The following is a 25,291-nucleotide window of genomic DNA, read 5'->3' as shown; positions in this document are numbered from 1 at the left end:
TTTTATTATGCTTATCCGGGCTGATACTCTGTCCCCCTCTTTACGCGGGAGACTCCATTCTACCGGGGGACAATGAGCCAAATTCCGCGGGCAATTTTATGCCTACCGGCTCATCCCTTGATACCGGGCTCTCCATACATAATGGCGAAGTTTGGGTGTGGGGTTTTCGCGGCTCAGGCCAACAGGGTAATGGAACCATGGTGGTTAACCAGAGATCCGCACCGACTAAAGTAAAAATATTCTCCGAGCAAAACATTAAAATCGTCGCATTAACCGCGGGTGCTTATCATATGATTGCTCTGGATGAGAATGGTGACGTCTGGGGATGGGGACAAAGCGGCTACGGTGAGACCGGATGCGGCACGGGTTATGTCACGACACCTTGTAAGGTATTAAATGGAAAGAAAATCACCATCATTGGCGCCGGAGAATACTTCTCAGCCACCATGGGTGAAGACGGTAAGGTTTATACCTGGGGGCATGGTATTTACGGTCAGCGTGGTGACGGCTTAAGAACATCTTACTTAAAAAATGCAAAGCAGCCTGGCACTGTACATGAAGTTGATTTAAAAGGCGAAAAAGCGCGTTTACTGGGTGTTGCTTATGAAACAGCCTATGTTGTCACTCATTCCGGCAAAGTCATGGGTTGGGGAGATAACGAAGACTGTGAGCTTGGCGTTATGACAGGGAAATCAATTTGTTCCGGTCATGAATATGTAACTACGCCTCGTGAATTTACTCTGTCAGGCATTAATCCCAATAATATTATACAAATCACCGGTGGAAACGCCTGGGGTCAGGTTTTGCTGAATAATGGAGAGGTATGGGGCTGGGGACGCGGTGCATCTGTCGGACAAACCAGCAATGGTTCAACACATTATACCAACAACAGCGCGACACCCAGAAAAGTTTTAGACAATGTGGCTTACCTTTATGGCCGATATGTTGGCTCTGCCGCCCTGACTAAATCGGGTAAATTCTATACCTGGGGGCAAACTTCCGGCTCTGCATTTGACATCTATGGGCACAAACCCACTTTGCGTGAATCACCTCATGGCGTCATTGAAGGCTTTGGTGGCGGCAAAGAGCATCTCTACTACTGGACGTTCGACGGCAAAGCCTATGCCGTTGGTTATGGCGCGGCTTATAAACTGCTTCCGAACAGTACCAAAAATATCCCCTGGCCAGGTGAAGAAATGACGTTCTTGTTAGAGGATGATTAAGGCCATTAACACCGCCTCAATATAACCGCACATCACTTTATTACCTTAATGCTACTGACGCTTTACGATAACTTAGCCATGGATCGTGCAAATGCTTGATATTTTTCTTTTAGCCGCGCAATGTGCACCGGATATCTCCCCTCAAACGCTCGTTGCCATTACTAAAGTTGAATCGAACCACAATCCTTACGCTATCGGTATTGTTGATGGTTATCTTGTCAGGCAGCCCAAAAATAAACAAGAAGCGCTGGCAACGGCGCAAATGCTGCATCAAGGCGGGTGGAATTTTTCCATGGGTATTGGGCAGGTTAATCTTCATAACCTGCCCAAATACAGTTTAACCTTTGAACAGGCATTTGAGCCCTGCGAAAACTTACGCGTGGCCTCAAAAATATTCAATGAGTGCTATCAACGCGCGTTATCGCAATTCCCAACCCAAAGAGATGCGCTATTAGCGTCTTATTCTTGCTACTACAGCGGGAATTTTACCCGTGGATTTAAAGGGGAAGGCACAAAGAACATTAGCTATGTCGATAAAATCGTCACCGCTGAATCAGGCATATCATCAGAACGGATTGATAACGCACAGGCAATCCCGGTGATATCAACCAAATCTGGCGCAAGACAAAACGACAGAACAGGAACACAGAAATCTTCCGATGAAAAAATTGAAGATAAAAGTGCACGCGTCTCCGATTATAAATCCAATAAATCAACCAAACGGATTAATGAATTAAGAGGAAATTAAAGCATGTTGGTTGATATCTTCATAAGCTATCAGAACGTATCAAAGCCAGAAAGGCTTGGACCGCGCCATTGGTTTCATCCGCACGACTGAGCAACATCAAACTGGCTGAAAGCTCTGGTTCATTTAACGTTCGATAGATTAGCCCCGGAATTGCCACCTGCGACAAAGGCTCAGGCACAAGGGCTACACCCAGTCCGGCAGCAGCCAGCGCCAGAACGCTGAGCGTAGAAGTCGAACGATGTGTTACATGCGGTTCACGGCCTGATAGCCTGCTTAGCGTTCGGTACAGCCTCTCATCAGCATCATGGGTATCGTAAAGAATCAGCGGTTCCTCAGCCAGAATAGCCGTCGTCAAATGAGGTTCACTGGTTAATGGATGATCGCAGGACAACGCTACCATTCGGTTCCAGCTGCCTATCTGTTCACAAATCAGTGTCGGGTTATGCATGGTGTTGTGATCCGGTGCATAACCAATATCTATCCGCCCACCCATAATAGCTTCCACCTGCGCCTGTGGTGGCATTTCCCGAACAATCAATTCCGCATTGGGATAGGTTTTACGAAAAGCGCGTAAATCCTTCATCAGCTTGCCGCTAAAAACGGCGTTTCCAGCGAAACCTACCCGCACACAACCCGTTTCACCCCTTAATAAACGCTGTACTATGGTTCTGGCATGTTCTGCCTGTTCCAGAGTACGTTGGGCTTCTACTTGCAGTAACTTCCCGGCTTCGGTTAGCTCCACGCGCCGGCTGGTTCGGGCAAACAAAGGGCCACCAAGCTCATCTTCCAGTGCCCGTATCTGCATGCTCAATGCAGGTTGAACAATGTTCAGTCGCTCAGCTGCGCGACCAAAATGCCCCTCTTCAGCAACCGCTAAAAAATACCGCAAGTGGCGCAAATCCATATCCGTTACCTTTAATCAATAAATATGATGAATCAGTCAAATCTATATATTTGTCTTATTTTAATTTACCACTAGAGTAGATACCAATAACTCAGTATTCAAAGTGAGAAGCATCATGCAAAACAACCTTGAAGATCGCACACAAATCGCTGACTTAATTAATGGCTGGATACACCGGGATCTCGGTCAATGGGAACAATTACGCAGCTTATTTCACCCTGACGGTACGATTGAAATCACCTGGTTTGAAGGATTATTCAGCGAGTTCGTTAATGGCTCTATGCGTATGGGAAAATCAGACCTGCGGACTAAGCATCTGATTGGCGCACCGATCATCAGATTTAATGGTGACAAAGCCATCGTTGAAACCAATGCGATGATTATTGGCGAGAATGTCAAACTCAATCTTGGTTGTAACGTACATAATCGCTTTTATGATTTGGCAGAAAAGCGTAATGGCATCTGGAAACTGCTCAAACGTCAGAGCGTATATGATATGGGAACATTTACGTTTCCATTAGGATTGGTGGAGGTTGATCAATCTTTAACGGCAAAATATCCGCGAGAATATGCTGCTCTTGCCTATATTTTGGAAAAGAGCGGTTTTCCAGTCAATCGTGTGTTCGCCACACGTGGAAGTGAACTGGAACAAACCATGAAAGCTGAAGGACAAATCTGGTTGAATCAGTAAATGTTATTCAATAAAACAGGGGAAAAATCCCCCCTGTTTTAATCAACCGTTATTAAGCGCCCTGACGGGTAGCCGCCAGCACGATTTCACGAATACAGACATATTGCGGTTGAGAATAAGCAAAATCAATCGCATTGGCCACGTCTTCCGGGCTCAGTACTTTACCACCCATATCCTGTTTCCATGCCTGATAGCCGGTTTTGATTTCATCACTGGTGGTATGGCTTAACAGCTCCGTTTCCACCGCCCCAGGGGCAATCACCACTACACGCACATTATGCGGCGAAAGCTCTTCCCGCAGGTTTTCAGACATGCCATGCACCGCAAATTTAGTACCTACATAGACCACGTGGTTAGGGAAAGTTTTACGACCAGCCACGGAACTGATATTAATGATGGTTCCTGCTTTACGCGCAATCATTCCTTCCGTTACCGCATGAACACCGTTCAGTAAACCTTTGACGTTCACATCCAGCATTTGATCCCATTCATTCGGGTTCTGCTGCTCAATATTGCCCAGTAACATCACCCCGGCATTATTTACCAGCGCATCCACTGGACCAAATTTCTGTTCAGCATCTTTTACCGCAGCGGCAAACGCATCACGGTCAGTCACATCTACAGCGTGACATAGCGTATTTGGCAAATTCAACGCCGTCATACGCTCAATACGACGAGCCAACAGCAGCAGCGCATGACCTTTTGCAGACAACAGCTTAGCCGTCGCCAGACCTATACCAGAACTGGCACCAGTGATAACGATTAAAGGTTTAGATGCAATACTCATTGGTGTTCCTCATAAATAATAATGATGACAAATGTCATGCCGCTACTTTAAATCCGAATGAATTTAGTGAAAAATGGTTTATTTCTTTCACCGTCATAAGAAATTTCTATGGATAAGCGTCAACTCAAAGCCTTTATCTGCGTTTTCGAAGAACGCAATATCACTCGCGCCGCTCAACTATTAAGTCTGACACAGCCTGCGCTATCCGCCACTATTAAGGCACTGGAAGACGATCTGGGGATCCCCTTATTCATCCGTAAAACCCGCGGTGTGGACGTAACCGAAGATGCACGAGTGCTCTACCCTCATGCCCGACGCATGATTAACGATATGACGGCATTAGCATCGCGTTTTCGCAAACGCCGGGATAAGACACCGCTTACTATTGGTATCGAGCATGATATTGCCTCATTGCATCTGGTAACCTTGTTGGAAAAAGCACGTACCAGTATGCCCGACCTACTGCTTACCCTTGATCCGGGCTGTACCGGGGATATCCGACTTGGTTGTGAAAGCTTACGCTGTGAAGATGAACTGTTTATTCCGTTATTTGACGAGAATTATGAACTGGCTTTTCCGGCAACACATCCCTTTAATCAGGAATCCATACTGACCACCGAACAACTTCACGATCAACCGTGGGTGATGTTCCCAACTCACGATTCCCACCAGCGATTTCTACCGTTTTACGGCGCGTCCGCCAGTACTCCCACCGCCAACGCAGGAAACTTTATGCTGGCGCTGGATCTGGTAGAAGCGGGCTTTGGCTTAACCATTGCTCCGAAGCCGTTAATAGAAACACGCTGTGATTTAGCTTCCCGTCCCCTGCCTGGCCATCCATTAATACGTCGGGTAGGTATTTGCTATGCTGTGCAAGCGCTGGAAAACCCTGCTGTCGAACAGTTATTGAAGGGGTTGAGTGTGTAGTGTGGGGTTTCATCGTGAGCTAAATTCATCGCGCTTGTGGTGTTACCTTCGTCTTTGTCGAACCTGCTTGCGCCAACAATTTTAATTGCTGATAGAACAAATCCCAATCGGTTTTACCCAATCGGGATTTGTTTTAAACGCCTTTATTTTGCATACTCTTTCCGAATATCAATTTCTCTGGTTCTAACCACCAATAAACGTGTTAGCCAGAAAAAAACCGACGGGTAACGCAGCGCCTACCCCACACAACCCCGGTAAAATAAAAGGATGGTTAACCAAATAGGAACCGTTCCAACGTTTACTCATATAAGAACCCGTATCATCGGCAGCAATCGCATAAGCTGCCGTTGGATAAATATTCGTAATATACATCGCGCTCATCGCGACAAAAGCACCGACAATAGTCGAAGCTTCAATGCCTAACGAAGCAGCAATTGGTATCAGCAAAGCTGCCGCTGCGCCGTGGCTGAACAACGCCGCACTGGTAATAAAAAACACCAGCGCCAATAGCGCAGGATATTGCCTCAGAATTTCACCGGTCTGTTCTTTTATCTCAGGAATATAGGCACCGATAATTGAACCACTCAGCCAAGCGATACCAAGGATAACCACCAGCGACTCTGTGCCATCGGAAAACAGGCTGGCTTTTTTAATGCTTCTCAAACTCACATTGCAGGTCACAACAATCAATAATGTGGTGACAAACATGGTAATAATAATAATGTCGCGTGAACCTATTTTATGACCAATTATTGGCTTGAAAATCAGCATGGTAACGATAAATACCACTGAGGCGAGAAACAAATAAACAGCGCGTTTCGCCAAATGGCTGTCAGGGAGTTCCTTTGAATCCTGAATGCCGACTTCAATTAATCCTTTTTCTTTTCTATCGATGAATATTGGATCGTTAAGTAATTCACCCCCCTGACGACTGGCAACAAACGCCGCAACGCAAATAGCGACAAATCCGGTCGGAACAATAACCAAAAGCACATCGCCGTAAGGAACACCCATTTTTTCAACAACATACATTGCCGCTGTCGCGGCTGAAATCGGTGATGCCGTGATGGCAATCTGACAGGAAACTACCGCCGCAGTTAACGGCTGACTTGGCCGTACACCAATGGATTTAGCGACTTCCTGAATTACTTTCAAGACAGATAGCGTGATATACGCAGTACCGGATAGTACCGTCAGAACGAAAGTCGTTAATGGCGCAAGAAAGTTAATATAGCGAGGGTGATCACGTAATAATTTTTCTGCCACCTGAACCATAAACCTTAGTCCACCGGCGTTTTGCATCGCCGATAAAGCAAGAATAACGGAAAGAATAATCAAAATGACGTCAATCGGCATTTCACCGGGTTTTATACCAAATAAGAATACCGCTATCGCCATACCCAGCCCACCGGCAAGCCCAACGCCGATTCCGCCAAGCCTCGCAGCTAATATAATAATCCCTATTAACAATACAACATGAAGATACACCATGATCCACACCTCTTATCCGTAAATGAATGTTTTCGAAATCAAGCGCCTGGCTACAGCAAACACGGAATAGCGTTATTGTGAATCAATGTTAACAGTCATAAATCGTGAATAAAATTAGCCATTCGTGATAGCAATAAACACAATTTGTGAATAATTACTGTCATCTGAAAACGTCAACGTTCTTTACGGTTTTACATTGGTAAACGAGTCATGACAGTCTGTTTTGTATAAGCGAAGCGGCATATGTTGAGGGTGCCATATTCAATGGCTGGATGATGGTCTGTATCAAGTGGAGATGTAAGAACCCCCATGACCCAGTAACCGGAAATATCATTATTTCGCTGATAAAATAGTCCAGCACGTTACCAGCAACCACTTTCAGGCGTTTTCTTTTCATTGTGCTAATTCAGGTAGTAATTGATATAGCCAGAAAAGCGGATTTTGCCACTATCAACCCCTTGATCAATGAGCGACTGAATCATCTTCATATCCGTCAAATCAGTATCAATTCGATGACTATCAATAAAACCGGCTAACCAGCTGGCGGTGAAACCATCTATTTCACCGTTATCTCCTAAATCAAAATTGGTCACGCTGCCATCCAGATGCATTGCAATGCCAAAACCATGCTTAAAACATCGAATGCCATTGGGAAGTATTGCGGGAACAGGCATATCGATCGCCAGCCAATCTGTGTTAGTCACTGGCAGTGTAATGCCATAATAATCGGCGACCTGCTCAAACAATTGTTTTACAGACTGTTGAAACAGCTTGATAATCCGCAGCAGTTCATCATCCATAACCTCTCGCTCCATGGTTTACATACTCACCAATATTCCCGGATAGATTAGAGCCAAAATTTTCATGTTGTATTTGGTATGTAAACTCCGATTTATCAACGGCATTGACCCGTTTTTCTCTGGCCTCAAAGTACTGATGATGTAATTGTATAAAGGGGAGAAGTACGTGTGCTCCATTATGCCGCACCTTTATTGCTTATTTTAATAAGATTGCATTATATCTAAACCACCTTCCAATACCCCACCTTTGTCGAACCTACCCGTTCAAGCAGTTTCAGCTGTTGCAAAGTCTTAATATGACGTTCAACTGTTCTGGTGCTGACTTGCAGCTTTTCTGCGATCATGGGTATCGTCATCGTTGGGTTTTGTTTTAATACGTAAAAGATCTGGCGAGCGACTTTATGTAGAGCAATCGGCTCATTTTTCCCCGACATTTCTACCGTCACTTCTCCCGACAATTCTCCTATTTTTTAAATAACCTGAACCTTAGTCATTGCTATTACAAGTGAATTTTGCGGGAAGCTTCCAATTATTAGCTGTATGCGTTTACCCATAACTGGGCTAGTATAGCGTTAGAAAATTTTTGACGTCGGTCGCCCACCAGAAACTCGTAGTCCTGTATTCTCGCCTGCATTTTATGGGATTGAATGATTTTTAGTGAAACCATAATCGATATTAAATTCAATATATTAAACAGACCAATCATATGAGTAATAGTGCAAATTTAGATTCCCACACCCCCATGATGCAGCAGTACCTAAAGCTTAAGGCGCAGCATCCTCAGATTTTACTGTTCTATCGGATGGGTGACTTCTACGAACTATTTTATGATGATGCCAAACGTGCCTCTCAGCTGTTAGATATTTCCCTGACCAAACGGGGAGCGTCTGCCGGAGAACCGATTCCTATGGCTGGTGTGCCTCATCATGCGGTAGAGAACTATCTGGCAAAGCTGGTGCAAATGGGTGAGTCGGTGGCTATCTGCGAACAGATCGGCGATCCGGCCACCAGTAAAGGGCCGGTAGAACGTAAAGTGGTACGCATTGTTACTCCAGGCACCGTGAGTGATGAAGCCCTGTTACAGGAACGCCAGGATAACCTGTTAGCTGCCATCTGGCAGGAAGGCGCACAGTTTGGCTACGCCACTCTGGATATCAGCTCAGGCCGTTTTCAGGTTTCCGAACCCGTGGATAAAGAGACTATGGCAGCAGAAATTCAGCGAACTAATCCTGCTGAATTACTCTATCCGGAAGATTTTGCCTCTATGGAGCTTATCGACCAGCGCCACGGTTTACGCCGTCGTCCTTTGTGGGAATTTGAAATAGATACTGCCCGCCAGCAGCTTAATCTACAGTTTGGCACTAAAGACTTAAATGGCTTTGGCGTAGAGAAATCCATACGTGCGCTGCGTGCTGCAGGTTGCCTGCTGCAATATGTAAAAGATACCCAACGCACCTCTCTTCCTCATATTCGCGGCATTACGCTGGAACGCCAACAGGATGGCATCATTCTGGATGCTGCTACGCGCCGCAATCTGGAACTGACAATCAACCTGTCAGGGGGCACGGAAAATACGCTGGCGGCCATTCTTGATCATGCGGTAACCCCAATGGGTAGCCGGATGCTCAAACGCTGGATCCATGCTCCAACGCGCAACATTGAACTACTGCGTAACCGTCAGTCGGCTATCAATGAGTTACAAGACTACTACGGTAATATTCAGCCATATTTGCGTAATATCGGCGATTTGGAGCGTATTTTAGCCCGTCTGGCTCTGCGCACTGCTCGTCCGCGCGATTTGGCACGTATGCGTTATGCTTTTCAACAGTTGCCGGACATTCACCATGTTCTGGCACCGCTGGACTCCGGTTATATTCAAACGCTCAAAAAGCAAATTGGTCAATTTGATGAATTACAGGCATTACTGGAACGCGCCATTATCGAATCACCGCCGGTATTAATCCGTGACGGTGGCGTGATCGCCCCCGGTTACCACGCCGAACTGGATGAATGGCGAGCGTTAGCCGATGGTGCCACTGACTACCTCGATCGACTGGAGATCCGCGAACGGGAAAAACTGGGGCTGGATACATTAAAAGTGGGCTTTAATGCGGTTCATGGCTATTACATTCAGGTTAGCCGTGGACAAAGTCATTTAGTACCGATTAATTACGTTCGTCGCCAAACGCTAAAAAATGCAGAACGCTATATCATCCCGGAACTTAAAGAATACGAAGACAAAGTTCTGACCTCTAAAGGCAAATCGCTGGCATTAGAGAAAAGTCTGTATGATGAACTGTTCGACCTGCTGTTGCCGCACCTTGAAGCGCTGCAACAGAGTGCTTCTGCACTGGCCGAGCTGGATGTACTCTGTAATTTATCTGAACGCGCCTATAGCCTTAACTACACTTGCCCACAATTAACCGATAAACCAGGCATTTCTATTACTGGTGGTCGCCATCCGGTGGTTGAGCAGGTGCTGAACGAACCCTTTATTGCGAACCCTCTACAATTATCACCACAGCGCAGAATGCTGATTGTTACCGGCCCCAATATGGGGGGTAAAAGCACTTATATGCGTCAGGCTGCACTGATTGTATTAATGGCCCATATCGGCAGTTTTGTTCCCGCAAAGAGTGCCATCATTGGCCCGGTCGATCGCATATTCACCCGTATTGGTGCTGCTGACGATCTGGCATCCGGTCGCTCAACCTTTATGGTTGAAATGACGGAAACCGCCAATATTCTGCATAACGCAACCGAACAAAGCCTGATTCTGATGGATGAAATAGGTCGTGGCACTTCCACCTATGATGGCCTTTCTCTGGCGTGGAGCTGTGCTGAAAATCTGGCGAATAAGATTAAAGCCATGACGCTGTTTGCCACTCACTATTTTGAACTGACTACCCTGCCGGAACGTATGGAAGGTGTGGAGAACGTTCATCTGGATGCGGTTGAGCATGGTGACACTATCGCCTTTATGCATAGCGTACAACCAGGTGCCGCCAGTAAAAGCTATGGTTTGGCGGTTGCCGCACTGGCCGGTGTTCCAAAAGACGTGATTAAGCGTGCCAGACAGAAACTAAAAGAGCTGGAGTCGCTATCAATTAATGCAGCGAACAGCACGGCAGAAGGTTCACAAATGGCGCTGATCGCCGTTGAGGAAACGTCACCAGCAGTAGAGGCATTAGAAAATCTGGATCCGGATACCCTATCGCCTAAACAAGCACTTGAGTGGATCTATCGGCTAAAAGATCTGGTCTGATTGTTTCTTTCTGAACGTAAAAAGTCGGGCAATGTTTTCATTGTCTGACTTCAGATTGAAGACGAAATTCTATAGCCCTGTTTTATATCTTAAACAGTCTATTGGAGGGAGAGACGGGCGTGGGGGTCGACTTGGCGTAAGCCAACGAAGTGCCCGTAGCCCGGCTAGGCCCGACACACTCCAAAGTTGAGTACAGACGGTCTTCCGGTCGAGCACAAAGCCAATATAAGCACTTAAGATTTGACGACCGGAATATCCATCGATTCCAATTCATTTAGTTTGCCTGATATCTGAAGTCAGGCAATATTTTCACTGCCTGGCGTTTTACCGCAACAAATACCGCTATTAATTACGCCGTCTCACGCCCGGTGTGAAACTGTATAATCTCATCAAGCGTCGGCGCTTTATCCTTATTAGTCTGGCTTTCGCTATCCCACAATTTAGCCAGGCTAATCGCCTGACCGCAGTGAATAAATGCCTCTTCAATATCAACCACAATCACACACTTTACTTTTTTACCGGTATCAGTGAAAAACTCACACAGTGAAGGATCGATAGAGATAGTTGCTTTACCATTAACCCGGAAGGTTTCGTTATAACCCGGCACTAAAAAGGTTAGGCCAACCTGAGGATTCTCAATAATATTCTGCAGGCCATCTAAACGGTTATTACCAGCATAGTCAGGGATTAACAACGTCTTCTCCCCTACCGTTTTGACAAAGCCAGGATACCCACCTTTAGGAGAGGCATCTACACCGTTCTTACCCACTGTCGCCAGTACAAAAAACGGTGACATGGAGATCAACTTCTGACCATAAGGTGCCAGAAGATCAATCTGCTTTTTCACCACTATCTCATGAGGCATCTCATAGTGTTCACGCAGCTGTTGCGAAGAAGAGACCACGTGGTCAGGTTTTATATACATAATACTATCTCTGCAAAGTAAGCCAGTAAGTCCCGGTCAGCTTCACGGGAAGAAACCGTTGATTTATTTCGTCCATAGTCTGTTGCGGGTCGATATCCTGATACAGTTCAGGCTGAATCCATTTCGCCATCACTTCAGCGCCAACAATATTAAATGGCGAACCGGAAAAATAGTTCCAGAAGCCATACACCCGACCGTTTTTAACTGCATCAAAGGTATTCACCCCTTTTTGCTCCACCAGCGCTTTTAACTGACGCTGACTCAATGCCATATCAACACTGGTACCTAATGGCAGGGCTTTTTGAGGATCGACGGCAGAATGACCGGTTGCAATATATACCTGAGGATTTTTCTGAATTAAGTACTCAAGGCTCAGTAACCCACCATTAGCCGTTGGGAATTTGTCGGCACCAACGTTCTCGCCTTTAAACAGTGAAATATACTCACCAAGTCCACCAGAACCACTGCTCCAGCAACATTCCCACATACCAGGATAGGCATGAAGCAATACGCGTGGATGTTGTAATTTAGGGCTATTAAGACGCGAGGTTAATCGCTCCATATGGTTTTGATAGAAGGTTATTAGTTCCTCAGCTTTTGCCTCACGATCTAACACCTGCCCCAGTATACGCATAGAAGGAACGGTATTCTTTAATGGTGACTGATAATAATCAATAAACACCACAGGAATTTTGCTCTTGTTCAGCAATGCGATCAGAGATTGCGAACGCGGAGCCTGCCACGCCTCAAAAATCACTAAATCCGGAGATAAAGACAAAATGGTTTCTAAAGACAGCTCATCACCACTGCCGCTACCAATCGTCTTTAGCGAGGAGAGTTTAGGAAAAGTTTTCTGATAAAGTTCATAAGTGGCAATATCAAATTTCTTTAATTCACTTCCCCAGCCAACCAAAAATGACGTTGGATCTTCATGGGCAAATGATAAAGCAACAAAACTATAGCCTGATGCCAAAACCACGCGTTGTGGTTTTTGCTTGATAACCACCTGATTACCTAAAACGTCGGTGACCGTTTTTGGCCACTCCGCTGCGCTGACCGTTGAAATACTGAAAATCAGTACTAACACCAGCTTTAACAAGCTTTTGCTCATCGAATTCTAAAACCTTTTATATCAAAAGTGAAAACGGTTGATAGCCTAACCCATCTGAAACCGGCAGATCATACCACCGCTGATAACTATAGCTCAGAAATAATGATAACTATTCGCAATATATTGAGTTAGTACGCGCTATATCACGGGATAAGAACTATTCATCATGCTTTCTATAGTTTCAATTGACATAAACATACAAAAGAAAAGAGAATACGTATGATAAGTATTCTCATTTTAGAAAAATTCATCAGGATGCCCCATCTATGAACAACCCGGTTGCACCGAATAGCCCGGCTTACAAGCCATTGGCTTATGCTATTTTACTCAGTTTTGCTGCCGTTTCTCCTGCTATGGCCGAAGAAACCACGAATAATAAAGATGCTAATGGCGACGAAACACTCATCGTTACCGGTAGCAATACAGCAATGAAAATGGATACCCCTGCGGCAGAAACGCCAAGATCGGTATCTGAAGTCACAGAACAAGATATTAAAGACCGTAGCGCCAAAAAAATTGATGAAGCGCTACGCTACAGCGCAGGTATCCAGACTGGCCAGTATGGCGCGGATAACCGTACTGACTGGTTGATCATTCGGGGTTTCGAATGGGCGCCTTATCAAAACGGTCTGGCCAGTATTTATAATGAAGCGGGATTCTACTCCTGGCATCAGGAAACGTACGGTATAGAGCGCATCGATGCCCTTAAAGGCCCTGCGTCTATGCTGTATGGTCAAAACCCACCGGGAGGTCTGGTAAATATCATCACCAAACACCCAACCCGTTTAAAGCAGGGTGAAATTGATGTTGCCTATGGCTCAGACGATTATCGCCACTTTGGCATCGATACTTCAGGCCCGGTCAATGATGAAGGTAATGTACTTTATCGCTTCGTCGGCTTTGCCAAAAAAGATAACGGTCCGGTAGATGGCGCATCCAGCGAGCGTTACTACTTCGCTCCAAGCATGTCGATTGATTTCAACGACAAAACCAGCCTGACTTTGCTTACCAGCTACATGAAAGATAACACCAACCCAACAAGCGGCTTTAAGCTACCATACGGTACGCTGCACAGCACGCCGTTTGGTAAGGTGGATAAAGACACTAGCTTTGGCGAGCCGGGCTACAGCAAAGGTAATTCAGAGCAGTTCAACATCAGCTATGAGCTGAGCCATATGTTCAACGATACCTGGACATTTAAGCAAAACGGTTCTTACAGCTACCTTAACCTGCTATTACGTAACGTTTACGGCTCATATATGCTGGATGACCGCAACGTTCAACGTGGCCTGACCTATCGCGACGGTAGCGCTCAAAACTATGCTATCGACAACCGCTTAGTGGGTAACTGGACATCAGATCGTTTTGAAAACACCTTGCTGTTGGGTACCGATTACTCGACCATTAATTCACGTGGTACCGATGGTAATATCTACAGTTTCGGCAGCCCACTGGATGTATTTAACCCAGTCTACGGTAACTACACACCTGCCAGCGACGACGAGCTATTTGGTCACCACACTAAGCGTTTCCAGACTGGTTTATATGTTCAAAACCAGCTGAAGTTTGATGACAAATGGTTATTACTGCTCGGCGGTCGTTATGATAAAGCACGTTCCAGCGATATCATTTCAAATGCTGGTGCAAACAGTAACACTGCTGACAGCCGTATCGATATGGATGACCATAAGTACACGAAAAGTGCCGGTTTAATGTATCTGTCTGACAATGGCCTGAACCCGTACATCAGTTATTCTGAGTCCTTCCAGCCACTGTCCGGTCGTGATGGCAGAAATAAACCTTATGAACCACAAACAGGACAACAAACCGAAATCGGTGTGAAATATGTACCTGCAGGCTTCAATGGTTACTTTAATGCTGCCGCGTTTGAAATGTATCAAAAGAACATTTTGACTACTTCGAACGACCCTACTATTAACTATGCTCAGGTTCAAACAGGAATGGCGCGTTCTCGCGGACTGGAACTTGAAGCTGTAGGCTATGTCACCGACTCCCTTCAACTTCACGCCAACTATACGCTAAACCGCGTAGAAACCATTCGTTCCGGCGATAGTGATGAAATTGGTAACCGCCTGCCGTTAACACCACTGCACATGGCTTCACTGTGGGCAAACTATTCCTTTAATGGAAAGCTTGAAGGATTAACTATTGGTTCAGGTGTTCGCTATATTGGCAGTACCTACGGCGATAAAACCAACGATAAAGATCTGAAAGTTCCGGCTTATACACTGTGGGATGCCATGGTTCGCTATGACATCAATAAAGAATGGCAGGTACAGGTTAACGCCAGCAACCTGACAGATACTAATTACGTGAGTGGCTGTAACTACTGGTGTTACTACGGTGAAGGCCGTAACGTTACTGCTAAAGTTAACTACCACTGGTAATTACTGGCATTGATAAATGCAAAAATGGCCCCGGTTTTGAATCAGGGCCATTTTTTTATTCAGTTGTATCAGCAATCAAAGGGATCCACTTTCTGGCATTTAACTCCCGAATCAATAATCCCATTGAAAAACAGAAGAGACGAACGCGATTCAACATATAAGTCACCCTATCCATGGCGATAATTTGTCTGAAGGGAATCAATAGCGATCGGTCTAACTGATTCAGATAAAAAAACACCCGTGTGGGGGAGTGATCATTTCTGCATTATTCAGGGCGTGAAAAAATTAGGCTCAGAGCCTTGCTATGATTGGCGTGGCGGGGGATTTATGTATTTTGCATAGGTCGAAAAAAAATGAGCAAAACTGAGTATTCTTGTGTTTATTTCTGCATAACTATGAGCAGGGATTGATAACTTTTAAACAGTTTTTAAATCTTCTTGAAATCGGTTTTACAATCACTTTAATTTAATGGAATTAAACGGCCTTCTTCGTTACCGGATCGTTTGATTGCTCGCCCCCCAAGTCAGCCAGTTGCTGTAAAATTTTTGCTACTTCTGGGTTTGTATTATCACAAAGCTTCATCATGGCCATCTTCTCTCGTTCGGGAAGTTGCATTAACTTAAGGTTTGTTTCATTAGTTAAAAGCAGCACTGCTTCGGCACCTTTCATCAACAATACTTTCAATAATTTTTTACGTGATTCTTGATCTAACATGCTAATAATTTTAACTATATAGTCTGACTCTTCATCAATAGGTGAAACGATTGCCTGCTCATGAGTATTGCTCTGATCCTCTGTCTCTTGCGCCTGACACGTTCCTAAAATTAACCACTCTAAAGACACCTGTTCTATATTTGAAACAGCTACAAGCACATCAACGCCAGGCATAGTACCCTTAGCGAAGTAATTATTAATTGTTGAATATGGTAACCCCCAATCAAATGAGACTTGTCTTAAGCTTCTCCCTTTCATTAACCCCTTCAATCGTTCCTGAATAGTTTCTTTTCCATCACCAGGAAAAGAAACTCCGACTGCATTTTTTCCTTTCATTTTCTTTTCTCATAACTAATTGATTAATAATAATTATCTACATTAAAAACAAAATTGTTCTTTTTATAGAAAAGAAAGCTTGAAATTTTCTTTTCTAAGAACAATACTTATCCGTAGAGGTAACACGGCGGGATTATCCGCGCGGATAACTTTTCAGGATAAATGAATGATGATCAGAAATGAAGTGAAAACTAATGATTGGCACCCGCGCCGCATTGTTGCGGAGGTTCATGTTAGAGGAACCAGTCTGCGGGCATTATCTCTTGCTGCCGGTTTAAGCCAGGATTCCGTTAAAAATGCACTTTACCGGAAGTGCCCTAAATATGAGCAAATCATTGCTAATGCCATTGGTGTTGCACCTGAAGAAATCTGGCCTAGCAGGTATTTAGTGAGGGTGATGTGATATGTATCTGTCTGCTAATGAGCTTGTAGGCTTGACTGGAATGCCTGGCACTGTTCAAGGGGTTAGGTCATCACTGAAAAAAGTGGTACTTAATTCACCAAATATGCAACGCCGCCGGGAAGGTTCAAAAGCATTTGAGTATCACATCGACTGCCTTCCGTCTGAAACCCAGCTCACCGTTCGCGAGAATCACTTCAGTGCGATCTTGCATGACTCGTCACAACAAGACGTTGAACCCAAACCCCTCAATACCAACAAGGCTCAGCCTTCAGTGCAACTGGATTTGCTACGCCAGTGTCCGGCGTTGCTGGAAAGTAAACTGGGTGAACTGACCGAGAAGCAAAAAGGGATTGCTGATTCCCGTATGGCACTGGTTATGGAGGTGCTTCGCCTCGAGTGTCAGGCTGGCCTCAGACGTATTCGTGCTATCCGCCTGATTGTCTCTCAGGCGCAGGAAGGTATTTTACCGGCGCATTTATTGCAGCATGTCGAGAAGGCTAACGCCCGTAAGGGTGCGTTTCGTACCATCGGCGAGCGCTCATTAAATCAATGGGTTGTCGATTATCTCCGCGCTGAAGACAGTGCCGAACGTCTGATGTTGTTATCACCCGGTCATCATAAAGCCAAAAAAGCGCAGGATATTGCCTGGTTACCAATGTTCCTGGTCATCTATCGCCAACCTAAGGGAGAGTCGGTTGCTGAATGTTATCGCAAGTTCTGTAAACAATGGGCTGAGGTGTACGCAGACCAGCCCGCCATGCTGGGTGCGGTACCGTTGATTGATGCTGTTCAGCGAGCATTAGACAAGTTACCGAAGAGCGTATTACTAAGAGGTCGGGTTACCGGTGCAGCGTGGCGATCGCTTCAAACTTACGTTAAGCGTGACTGGTCACAACTCACCGTGAATGATGTTTGGATTGGTGATGGTCACGGGCTCAAGATGAAGGTGGCTCACCCTATTCATGGCCAGCCGTTTATTCCTGAAGTTACCATGATATTGGACGGCGTAACCCGTTACGTCGTGGGCTGGAGCGTCAGCCTTTCGGAGAATACTGTCGCTGTCGCTGATGCCCTGCGTTATGGCATGAGCCGAAACGGACTGCCGCTGTTTTATTATTCGGATAACGGTGGCGGTGAGAAGAATAAAATCTTTGATGCCGATGTGACGGGGATATTTCCGCGCCTGGGTATTGGCCATGAGCTCGGTATTCCCGGTAATCCTCAGGGGCGTGGCATCATCGAACGTGCGCATAAAACCATCCTGTATCGCATAGCGGCTCAGTTTGCGACGTTCCACGGCAGTAGCGCCGATCGCGATCATGTCCGTATCACTTCTCGCCAGATTAACTCAGCGGTCAATGCTCAGAATCAAGGTAAAGAACTCAATGCCACTCAGCGCAACGCGATGGCTAAATTACCAAGCTGGAATCAACTGATTGATGCACTGGAGGACGGTATCGAGTGGTACAACACCCAGCACCGTCATAGCGAACTACCGAAGAAAAACGGTAAGCACTACACCCCTGCCGAGTACCGCGCCGAATTGCTAGAAGGTAAGGCGATGCATTATCTGTCTGACATTGAGCTGAATAATATGTTCATGCCTCAGGTGACCCGCACCGCTCAGCGAGGCTGGGTGCAACTGTTTAATAACGATTATTTCTCCGAGTCGCTGATTAATGTTGATGGTGAGCTCGTGACCGTCAGTTTTGATATTCACGATGCGAGTAAGGTCATTATCCGCCAGTTGGACGGAACCTTTGTCTGTGAAGCGAAATGGAACGGCAATAAGCGCGCCGCATTCCCTGTGGCCAGAATTGACCAGCAAAGACAAAAGCGCGTTGAAGGTATGGAGAAGCGCGCACAGTTGCGTATCGATACAGCGCGCGCAGAACTACGCCCCGCTCTGGAAGAGGCGAACCCCGATTTTAGTACCTTGTTATCCGACGTCTTTGTTCCGCAAGAAAACCCAGAAGAGTTATTCCTGTTTGAATCGGAGCGGGATGAATTCCGCGCCAATCAACAAAAACACGCCATTGGAGGTAATTAAACATGTCCTTAGTTAAGAATGAGTTAATCGAGCTGATGAACCTTAAAGGGTTGAGTCAGTCTCGTGTTGGCCAGGCAATCAATAAAAGCACCGCGACCATCAGCCTGTATTTAGCCAATAAATACAACGGTGATACGCCATCGCTGGAAGCGGACATTCAGTCGTTCATTGAACGCAGTCGCGAGCGTGACCGGTCACACAATATCAAAGTGCCGTTTATCATGACTTCTACCGCCAAGCGCGGGCTGGAATTGATAAAAATCGCACATGAGAGCCACGAGATCAACGTCCTGTACGGTGAGGCGGGTTTGGGCAAGACCATGATTTTGAAACGGTATGCAGATGAAAACAGAACCTCTGTCCTTCTGATTGAAGTTGACCCCGGTTATACCGCCAAAGTCTTGCTGACGGAGTTATGCAAGCAGTTAAACCTGCCAACAATGGGCAGTCTGCATGAGCTCATGGAAGCCTGTATCGCTAAGTTGAAAGGCTCTGACCTGCTGCTGATTATTGATGAGGCTGAGTTGCTGTCTCTGCGCCCGTTAGAGGTGCTACGCCGTATCCATGACCTGTCCGGTGTCGGTTTAGTGCTGTCCGGTATGCCTCGGCTCATTATGAATTTGAAGGGCAAGCGTGGTGAGCTCGTGCAGCTTTATAGTCGTGTTGCCTTTGCTCTGAACCTTGGCCAGTCCTTACCGCAGGCTGATGTCAGGGCTATCTCATCCGGGGTGATTGATGGCCTTGATGATGAGACCTGTGAGGCGTTTTATTCATTGTCCCATGGTAACGCCCGCCGCCTGTCCAAGTTAATCCAGGGCACCGTTCGTATGTGCCATATCAGTGATGCGCCGATTTCAGCCGCGGCCGTCAGGAAGTTCTCTCAGATGCTGATTAATTAAGGGGTCGTTATGCAAGCGCAACCGACGAAGAGTAATAAGAATAACTTGATGTTCGCAGACTCCTTGCTTAATGCCGAACGTGCCGTGATGGCGCTCACCGCTCAGGGGATCCTTGTCTCCAATATCAACCTTTGCCAGCCCGGCAAACCCACTATTCAGGTGGAATACACCCCGGCACTGGCCCGTTTTATCAACGATAAAATCGCCGTTTACTATGCCTTCGGTCATAAGCAATACGGTAAGTATAAACAAGCTCAATACCCGCTACACGGCTGTCGCGTGGTCTGGATTGAGTACACCCATTAATCAACAACGATAGGTAATTATGATGACAAAACCCATTGAAAACACCACGCTCCCAGGCTACTGGAAAGATGCTCGCGGCATCCTAACGCCAGAGAACTTGATTAAGCCGATCGACAAAGAACGTGACCAACTCGTCAGGGCTATCGTCGAGCAGGCCCGTGCGGTGAGCGACCAGTTAACCACCTTTAAACAAGGTGCCTTTGCGGATATTCAGGCGTTTAAAGAACTGTCTGCCGAGGAATATGGCGCCAATGTCGGCGGTAAAAAAGGGAATATCTCTCTGTTCACTTACGATGGTAAGTATCGGGTTCAGGTTGCGATTCAAGAACGTATTACGTTTGATGAGCGCTTACAGGCAGCTAAGGCGCTGATTGATGAGTGCGTCACTGAATGGATTGAAGGGAGCCGCCCTGAAATTCACGCCATCGTATCTCAGGCGTTTGATACGGATAAAGAAGGCAATATCAATACCGGCCGCGTCCTTGCCCTACGCCGCTATGAGATTGCTGATGAGCGCTGGCAGCGAGCTATGAACGCTATTGGCGAGGCGGTTCAGGTGGTGGGGAGTAAGTCCTATATTCGCGTTTACGAGCGTCTGGGTGATTCCGATGACTATAGCGCTATCCCACTTGATGTATCGGGGGCTTAACGATGGCCAATCGTGGATATTCTGTTTTATCTAAAAAAGCCGTGGAATGTGAGAAGACCAGCGATTATTCCGACGCCTCGATTTTTTGGCATCGGGCCGCGATGGTCGCTAACCGCGATGAAAATATTGAATGGGCCGCTAAGCGCCGTGATACCTGCGCATCACTTGACCGAAATGGATGGGGACATCATGCCGACAACTAATCTGAAATATGCTGAGTTATTGCAAGGCATTATCGACTGGCACGAAAACGCCGTTGATGGTGTAAAAACACTTATCGAACATGCCGATAAGCCGATGGAATTTGATGGTGGTAAAACTCATCACCTTACGGAAGCGGAAGTCGGGCCGTTTCGTCGTGGTCTGAAAGTGGCTCTGGTTTTTCTTGGTACTCTCCCCTTGGTGGCTTCCAAGGTCGAAGGTAACGACGCGGAGCAGTTTAATCAGCTTTGGCCAGTTGGGTCATTATTGCGTATTCATGATCCGGTTTTGATGGGGTTCAAGGTGGTTAAAACGGTCGCTATGGCAACGATGGGTAAAGATGGCGCGATAGTCGAAATTAACCAGTCACCTTATTTTGTGAAGTGCGAGGAATTAATACCCGAAGATTAAGCATTATTTAAACCTGATTTAAACACTATTTAAATTTTATTTGGCGTAAACCCGCCGGGGCTGGCTTACGCCTAAATCGAGGTAATCGGTATGGAATATACATTTATTGGTGCATTAAATACGGACTGGTCAGGACATGGCGAATACCAAAAAGGTATCGATCCTGCTCTGCAAAACTGTCCGTTCTGCGCCTCCGACGATCTAACTGTCAGTAATTCATGGACACCTTACTACAGTGTTGAATGCGAGTGTTGCGGTGCTTCTGTCCCTGGTGACTTCACTCCACCTGAAGGCATGACGGGCGCGATTGCAGATAAAGACGAATGCCTGCGCATTCATGAGGCCGCGTTCTTGTCCGCGATTGAGTGCTGGAATACCCGTCTGGATGAGGAGCCCGCATTATGAAAGACGTGATTGATATTCTGCTTGCGGTCATTGGGCTGGGTGTGGGGATCGGATTTGGTGGTTACCTTGGTGTTATCGCCGCCATTTACTGGATCCGCTTTGGGGTTTGGGTGGGTAAGAAAGTCGCGGGGTTAATAGTCAAATGATTACTAAAGAAAAATGGAACGAGATCGAGGCTGAACTAAAGACCCTATTCGGCCGGGTGGAGTTTAAATTAAATGACCTGACCATCAGTATCGCTCGCCGTTCCGTGAGCGAGGGGAAAACGGAGCTGTTTGTTTTCATTGACAATAGTATTCAGTACAGCTGGGGGCATCCTAGTGGTGATTCATTCAATCCTTTGGTGGTCACTCTTTGGCGTAAAGCAAGTGCGGCTCTCTATACCACTCGTCAAATCAAGCAGATAGAAAAGATTTTCGGTAAGCGCCAGTCGTTAAAAGAATATCCAAACTTGCGCAGTCGTTTTGAATTCTATCTACCTACGTTCAAAACAGCCGCTTCAGTCGTTCGCCAGTACAAGCGAATTAAGGGGTTAATGCTGGAGTCTATCTCCGATGTCTAATCTTAAATCCAAAACTCAAGCAACTGCCCGTAAGCGCCTCCAGCGGGCGCGTCAGGCTAAACGGTTTGGTCAGCATCGTTTAGAAGTGATCCTTTGCGACCGCGAGTATCAAGCGCTGGAAGCGTTACGCGCTCGCCGTAATCCGGGGCGGGAGCCTTACTCCCGTAATGACTTTATTTCTTTATTGCTCCTGTGCGAACTCGAACGATTAGAGCGTCAGGAAGCCCTTCTCGGAACATGCAAGCACTGCGGTGAAGACTTACCTAAAGGCTGTGGCAGTTCATTTAAAGGTGAATCGGCGTGCTGGTTTACGCGGGATTGTCGTTCATTGAATTTAACCGACGTGACCGGTCACGCAAACTTAGAGGTGTGATGATGAGTGATAAATTAAGCATTGAGAGACTGGAAAAAATAGCTTATGGCTCAGTTCGTCAGAGCCAGGAAGAAGGCGTTTTTATCGCCAGAGAGCTACTGGCATATAGACAACTAGAGGGTCAGCCTGTCGCGTGGACTGATTCCGAAGAGTTGAGCTTTAAAGAAAATAATGGGGATATGTGGAAAAAACCGTTTGGTTTTGGTCGTGACATCCCGCTCTACGCGTCACCGGTACTATCTCAGTCAGTAGCTTGGATTCCTGAGGTAGGCGAACGGTGTAAAGTGTATTGGGTCAATGGTGGCCACAACACTGCCACTATTACTGAAATATCGAAATCATCTTTTCGATATCTAATAGATCACAATGAATATGAAATGCACTTAGACCGCGTTCATAAATTTGTTTCGTTACCTGCATCAGCATCACCGGAACTAAGCCAGCAACAAGCTCATTCATCAGCATTAACACCCGGCATAATTCTGGAGTGTATGCAGCAGCAATGGAATGAATGGGTCACTGATACTAATAGTTTTCCGCCTGATTTTTTATGGCGTGGCGGCAATGGTTCATTGTCTTTCGAGGCGAGTTCATGGGCCGTTAATGTGGCCAGAAGTATCATGAAATACATAGAGCAGAAATCTCAATCAGGAGACGCACTATGACATATCTTTGCACCGTTTCAGGCCGTCAAGTGGACTACCTGAACCCAACAGCTGACAGCATTATCATTTCTGATATTGCTCAGGCTCTGGCTCATACATGCCGTTATTCCGGGCATGTGCATACATTTTATAGCGTTGCTCAACACTCCGTGTTTGTTAGTCATATTGTCCCGGAAGAGTTCGCCTTAGAAGCTTTATTACACGATGCCGCCGAAGCATATTGCTGTGATATTCCATCACCGTTAAAACACCTGTTACCTGACTATAAGCGTATAGAAAATCGCTTTGATTGGGTTATCCGTGAAAAATTCGGGTTACCACCGCTCCCTAGTCCTATCGTCAAACGTGCTGATTTAATTGCTCTGGCAACAGAAAAGCGGGATATGTTTATTGATCCTCATCGTACGTGGCCTGTATTGAACGAGATTGAACCATCTACCCGCCAGATTGTTCCACATAACTCTCATTTCGCTGAGGTGCTATTTATGGCCCGGTTCCGTGAACTATGCAAAGAGCCAATGGAGAGGACTGATTTATCAGCGCTAAAGATGCATGTTGCTTGCTCCGGTGATGATGGTTTCAGCGATATGTTAAGCGATAATTTCACCCAACTTATTTTGTCAGCAATAGCAGAAATCAAAGATTATCGCTATTCAGGCCAACAGAGGGAGGAACTATGAAAAAAAGGCTGATTAAGCTAATCCATATCGGTAAGTCGTCGCTATGTTGGACGGATGAGGTTTACCGTGATGTGCTCTATCGGATTACTGGCCGCGCCAGTTCTACCGCCTGCAATATCGATGAGCTTGAGAAAGTATTAAGCCATATGAAAACGCAAGGCTTTATTCCTACCGCAAAGGGTTACGGCCGTCTTCCTAATGTGTCTGAAGGCAAGAAAAAGACCCTAGCCAAAATCAAGGCGTTACTGACATCTGCTGGGCGTAGCTGGGATTATGCGGAGGCCATGAGTCTGAAAATGTTTAAGCAGTCAGTGATTGAATGGCTGTCTTATGCGGAGCTGACTAAGCTGATGCAGGCGCTCATTATTGACGCTAAACGTCGAGGTGGTTCATGAATTTTGAAGATTTAAAAGAGCTGCTCCCTGAGAGTATACTGGAGATTGCTGAAATTATTGGTTATCCTGCGACCCTGAAATTAGTAGAAGCTCTGGGCGGAGTCTCCTTTCCGTTCTCCAAAGGCATCAGTGCGCTTGGTAAGACCCGTGTTGATATGCTTATCCATGCGGTAGGTAAAGATGCTGCTGATAAGTTGATGGGACATTTTGGCGGTGAGGATTTATTCATCCCCCGTTGTGCCGTCGCTTTTCGTGAAGCGCGTAACCGGCGGTTTATTGCTGAACTGAATGACTTACGTAGTACTGGAACGTCAGTATTGATGGCCTTGTCCATGCTTTGTCCGCGCTATGGTTTTACAGACCGCTTTGCTTGGGATCTACTGAATAAACGCAATGGCGCTCAACCTGTTAAACAAGATTCATTATTTTAAGGATTTAAATTATGAAGTTAAAAGACATGGTTATAATAGTTGCGCTATTCGGATTTGGCCCTGTCTGGGCCGCTCAGGTAGATAATTCAGCTATGGTGAAAAAGTATAACGCTCAGGTTAATGATGTTATAGCGTTAGTAACGGAAGTTGTAGTCACTGTCGATTTGGGTATTGATATTGCAAAAGCCTATAGTCAGTTTCGTGGGTTGCCTGAGGTTGCTACACATAGCCGACATATACAGCGCTTGAGGGAGGATGCCGATCAGCTCTTTGGTAATAGTCTGGTTGAGACACCATTCCCATCATGCCGCGAGTTGATTTATCATGTCGATTCAATGTGGACAGCACGTCAAGATCTTGCTCGATTGGGGAAAAGTGAGAGTAAAGAACTTGCTGCTGCGGAGGCGGATTATCTGCATTCTCGTAATGAGTGTGTCAATGAAATAAAAATACCGCCTAGCCCAACAAAAGAAGAAACTGCTATTATTGATGCGTCTAACCCTTAACCCACTGAACCCTTTCACGCCGCAC

Annotated in this window: 30 protein-coding genes; 22 read left to right on the top strand and 8 right to left on the bottom strand. The window is 46.1% G+C overall.

Annotated elements, in window-relative coordinates; all coding sequences use genetic code 11:
- Window positions 1-98: 98 nt before the first annotated feature.
- Complete coding sequence (locus GOL65_RS16725; RefSeq protein WP_179038462.1) at window positions 99-1,223, top strand: RCC1 domain-containing protein; 1,125 nt, start codon at window positions 99-101, stop codon at window positions 1,221-1,223.
- Window positions 1,224-1,314: 91 nt separating this feature from the next.
- Window positions 1,315-1,971 (top strand): lytic transglycosylase domain-containing protein, encoded by a 657-nt coding sequence (locus GOL65_RS16720; RefSeq protein ID WP_140918321.1) that lies wholly within the window; start codon window positions 1,315-1,317, stop codon window positions 1,969-1,971.
- Window positions 1,972-1,990: 19 nt separating this feature from the next.
- On the opposite strand, the gene GOL65_RS16715 is transcribed toward GOL65_RS16720, so the two are convergent.
- On the bottom strand, window positions 1,991-2,875 hold the full coding sequence (locus GOL65_RS16715; protein WP_140918322.1) for a LysR substrate-binding domain-containing protein: 885 nt from the start codon (window positions 2,873-2,875) through the stop codon (window positions 1,991-1,993).
- A gap of 115 nt (window positions 2,876-2,990) precedes the next feature.
- Here GOL65_RS16715 and GOL65_RS16710 point away from each other — a divergent pair, with 115 nt between their 5' ends.
- A complete protein-coding gene (locus tag GOL65_RS16710; RefSeq protein ID WP_140918323.1) occupies window positions 2,991-3,566 on the top strand; it encodes a nuclear transport factor 2 family protein in 576 nt (191 codons plus the stop codon).
- Between the two features lie 52 nt (window positions 3,567-3,618).
- On the opposite strand, the gene GOL65_RS16705 is transcribed toward GOL65_RS16710, so the two are convergent.
- Complete coding sequence (locus tag GOL65_RS16705; protein ID WP_140918324.1) at window positions 3,619-4,353, bottom strand: SDR family oxidoreductase; 735 nt, start codon at window positions 4,351-4,353, stop codon at window positions 3,619-3,621.
- A 108-nt stretch (window positions 4,354-4,461) separates the two neighbouring features.
- Between GOL65_RS16705 and GOL65_RS16700 the strand changes: the two genes are divergently transcribed.
- The gene (locus tag GOL65_RS16700; protein ID WP_140918325.1) at window positions 4,462-5,280 is read left to right on the top strand and encodes a LysR family transcriptional regulator; all 819 of its coding nucleotides are present in this window, start codon (window positions 4,462-4,464) and stop codon (window positions 5,278-5,280) included.
- A gap of 183 nt (window positions 5,281-5,463) precedes the next feature.
- Here the strand turns inward: GOL65_RS16700 and GOL65_RS16695 are convergent, their stop codons facing one another.
- The 3 genes from GOL65_RS16695 to GOL65_RS16685 form a co-directional block, all read right to left on the bottom strand.
- Window positions 5,464-6,771: an anaerobic C4-dicarboxylate transporter family protein gene (locus tag GOL65_RS16695; RefSeq protein WP_179038461.1), complete on the bottom strand. Its 1,308-nt coding sequence runs from the start codon at window positions 6,769-6,771 to the stop codon at window positions 5,464-5,466.
- A 401-nt stretch (window positions 6,772-7,172) separates the two neighbouring features.
- On the bottom strand, window positions 7,173-7,571 hold the full coding sequence (locus tag GOL65_RS16690; RefSeq protein ID WP_140918327.1) for a DUF6896 domain-containing protein: 399 nt from the start codon (window positions 7,569-7,571) through the stop codon (window positions 7,173-7,175).
- A gap of 221 nt (window positions 7,572-7,792) precedes the next feature.
- Window positions 7,793-8,017 (bottom strand): HTH domain-containing protein, encoded by a 225-nt coding sequence (locus GOL65_RS16685; protein ID WP_140918328.1) that lies wholly within the window; start codon window positions 8,015-8,017, stop codon window positions 7,793-7,795.
- 260 nt (window positions 8,018-8,277) lie between these two features.
- Between GOL65_RS16685 and mutS the strand changes: the two genes are divergently transcribed.
- On the top strand, window positions 8,278-10,836 hold the full coding sequence (gene mutS, locus GOL65_RS16680) for a DNA mismatch repair protein MutS (RefSeq protein WP_140918329.1): 2,559 nt from the start codon (window positions 8,278-8,280) through the stop codon (window positions 10,834-10,836).
- 349 nt (window positions 10,837-11,185) lie between these two features.
- Here mutS and GOL65_RS16675 read toward each other — a convergent pair whose 3' ends face one another.
- Together GOL65_RS16675 and GOL65_RS16670 are read right to left on the bottom strand one after the other, a co-directional pair.
- Entirely contained in the window at window positions 11,186-11,761 is a 576-nt protein-coding gene (locus tag GOL65_RS16675) for an MSMEG_1061 family FMN-dependent PPOX-type flavoprotein (RefSeq protein WP_140918330.1), read from the bottom strand.
- Between the two features lie 4 nt (window positions 11,762-11,765).
- Entirely contained in the window at window positions 11,766-12,872 is a 1,107-nt protein-coding gene (locus GOL65_RS16670) for an ABC transporter substrate-binding protein (RefSeq protein ID WP_140918331.1), read from the bottom strand.
- A gap of 266 nt (window positions 12,873-13,138) precedes the next feature.
- On the opposite strand from GOL65_RS16670, the gene GOL65_RS16665 reads away from it, so the two are divergent.
- Complete coding sequence (locus GOL65_RS16665) at window positions 13,139-15,280, top strand: TonB-dependent siderophore receptor (RefSeq protein ID WP_140918332.1); 2,142 nt, start codon at window positions 13,139-13,141, stop codon at window positions 15,278-15,280.
- A gap of 474 nt (window positions 15,281-15,754) precedes the next feature.
- Here the strand turns inward: GOL65_RS16665 and GOL65_RS16660 are convergent, their stop codons facing one another.
- A complete protein-coding gene (locus tag GOL65_RS16660) occupies window positions 15,755-16,330 on the bottom strand; it encodes a hypothetical protein (protein ID WP_140918333.1) in 576 nt (191 codons plus the stop codon).
- Window positions 16,331-16,496: 166 nt separating this feature from the next.
- Here GOL65_RS16660 and GOL65_RS16655 point away from each other — a divergent pair, with 166 nt between their 5' ends.
- From GOL65_RS16655 to GOL65_RS16580, 16 genes are all read left to right on the top strand, one after another.
- A complete protein-coding gene (locus tag GOL65_RS16655; RefSeq protein WP_140918334.1) occupies window positions 16,497-16,733 on the top strand; it encodes a helix-turn-helix domain-containing protein in 237 nt (78 codons plus the stop codon).
- Window positions 16,734-16,773: 40 nt separating this feature from the next.
- Window positions 16,774-18,783 (top strand): Mu transposase C-terminal domain-containing protein, encoded by a 2,010-nt coding sequence (locus tag GOL65_RS16650; RefSeq protein ID WP_228723143.1) that lies wholly within the window; start codon window positions 16,774-16,776, stop codon window positions 18,781-18,783.
- A 2-nt stretch (window positions 18,784-18,785) separates the two neighbouring features.
- On the top strand, window positions 18,786-19,682 hold the full coding sequence (locus GOL65_RS16645) for an AAA family ATPase (RefSeq protein ID WP_140918336.1): 897 nt from the start codon (window positions 18,786-18,788) through the stop codon (window positions 19,680-19,682).
- Window positions 19,683-19,691: 9 nt separating this feature from the next.
- A complete protein-coding gene (locus GOL65_RS16640; protein ID WP_140918337.1) occupies window positions 19,692-19,988 on the top strand; it encodes a hypothetical protein in 297 nt (98 codons plus the stop codon).
- Window positions 19,989-20,007: 19 nt separating this feature from the next.
- Window positions 20,008-20,637, top strand: coding sequence for a DUF3164 family protein (locus GOL65_RS16635; protein ID WP_407657510.1), 630 nt, complete (start codon window positions 20,008-20,010; stop codon window positions 20,635-20,637).
- A 2-nt stretch (window positions 20,638-20,639) separates the two neighbouring features.
- A complete protein-coding gene (locus tag GOL65_RS16630; protein ID WP_140918338.1) occupies window positions 20,640-20,840 on the top strand; it encodes an ANR family transcriptional regulator in 201 nt (66 codons plus the stop codon).
- Window positions 20,827-21,249 carry a hypothetical protein gene (locus GOL65_RS22300; protein WP_228723142.1) on the top strand — a complete coding sequence of 141 codons (423 nt, stop codon included), beginning with the start codon at window positions 20,827-20,829 and terminating at the stop codon, window positions 21,247-21,249. Before GOL65_RS16630 ends, GOL65_RS22300 begins: the two co-directional genes overlap by 14 nt.
- Window positions 21,250-21,339: 90 nt before the next feature.
- Window positions 21,340-21,654: a hypothetical protein gene (locus GOL65_RS16620; protein ID WP_179038460.1), complete on the top strand. Its 315-nt coding sequence runs from the start codon at window positions 21,340-21,342 to the stop codon at window positions 21,652-21,654.
- The gene (locus tag GOL65_RS16615) at window positions 21,651-21,800 is read left to right on the top strand and encodes a hypothetical protein (protein ID WP_179038459.1); all 150 of its coding nucleotides are present in this window, start codon (window positions 21,651-21,653) and stop codon (window positions 21,798-21,800) included. Before GOL65_RS16620 ends, GOL65_RS16615 begins: the two co-directional genes overlap by 4 nt.
- Entirely contained in the window at window positions 21,797-22,216 is a 420-nt protein-coding gene (locus GOL65_RS16610) for a hypothetical protein (RefSeq protein ID WP_140918339.1), read from the top strand. Before GOL65_RS16615 ends, GOL65_RS16610 begins: the two co-directional genes overlap by 4 nt.
- The gene (locus tag GOL65_RS16605; RefSeq protein ID WP_140918340.1) at window positions 22,209-22,589 is read left to right on the top strand and encodes a hypothetical protein; all 381 of its coding nucleotides are present in this window, start codon (window positions 22,209-22,211) and stop codon (window positions 22,587-22,589) included. The genes GOL65_RS16610 and GOL65_RS16605 overlap by 8 nt, the downstream gene beginning before the upstream one ends.
- 2 nt (window positions 22,590-22,591) lie before the next feature.
- On the top strand, window positions 22,592-23,254 hold the full coding sequence (locus GOL65_RS16600) for a hypothetical protein (RefSeq protein ID WP_140918341.1): 663 nt from the start codon (window positions 22,592-22,594) through the stop codon (window positions 23,252-23,254).
- A complete protein-coding gene (locus GOL65_RS16595) occupies window positions 23,251-23,934 on the top strand; it encodes an HD family hydrolase (protein WP_322091084.1) in 684 nt (227 codons plus the stop codon). Before GOL65_RS16600 ends, GOL65_RS16595 begins: the two co-directional genes overlap by 4 nt.
- On the top strand, window positions 23,931-24,329 hold the full coding sequence (locus GOL65_RS16590) for a gp16 family protein (protein WP_140918342.1): 399 nt from the start codon (window positions 23,931-23,933) through the stop codon (window positions 24,327-24,329). Before GOL65_RS16595 ends, GOL65_RS16590 begins: the two co-directional genes overlap by 4 nt.
- Entirely contained in the window at window positions 24,326-24,760 is a 435-nt protein-coding gene (locus GOL65_RS16585; protein ID WP_140918343.1) for a Mor transcription activator family protein, read from the top strand. The genes GOL65_RS16590 and GOL65_RS16585 overlap by 4 nt, the downstream gene beginning before the upstream one ends.
- Window positions 24,761-24,771: 11 nt before the next feature.
- The gene (locus GOL65_RS16580; RefSeq protein ID WP_140918344.1) at window positions 24,772-25,266 is read left to right on the top strand and encodes a hypothetical protein; all 495 of its coding nucleotides are present in this window, start codon (window positions 24,772-24,774) and stop codon (window positions 25,264-25,266) included.
- The last annotated feature ends 25 nt before the right edge of the window (window positions 25,267-25,291 follow it).

This window comes from Limnobaculum xujianqingii (genome assembly GCF_013394855.1).
Taxonomy (GTDB): domain Bacteria; phylum Pseudomonadota; class Gammaproteobacteria; order Enterobacterales; family Enterobacteriaceae; genus Limnobaculum; species Limnobaculum xujianqingii.
Note: the sequence above shows the minus strand (reverse complement) of the source record. Positions and strands in the feature narration are given on the sequence as shown.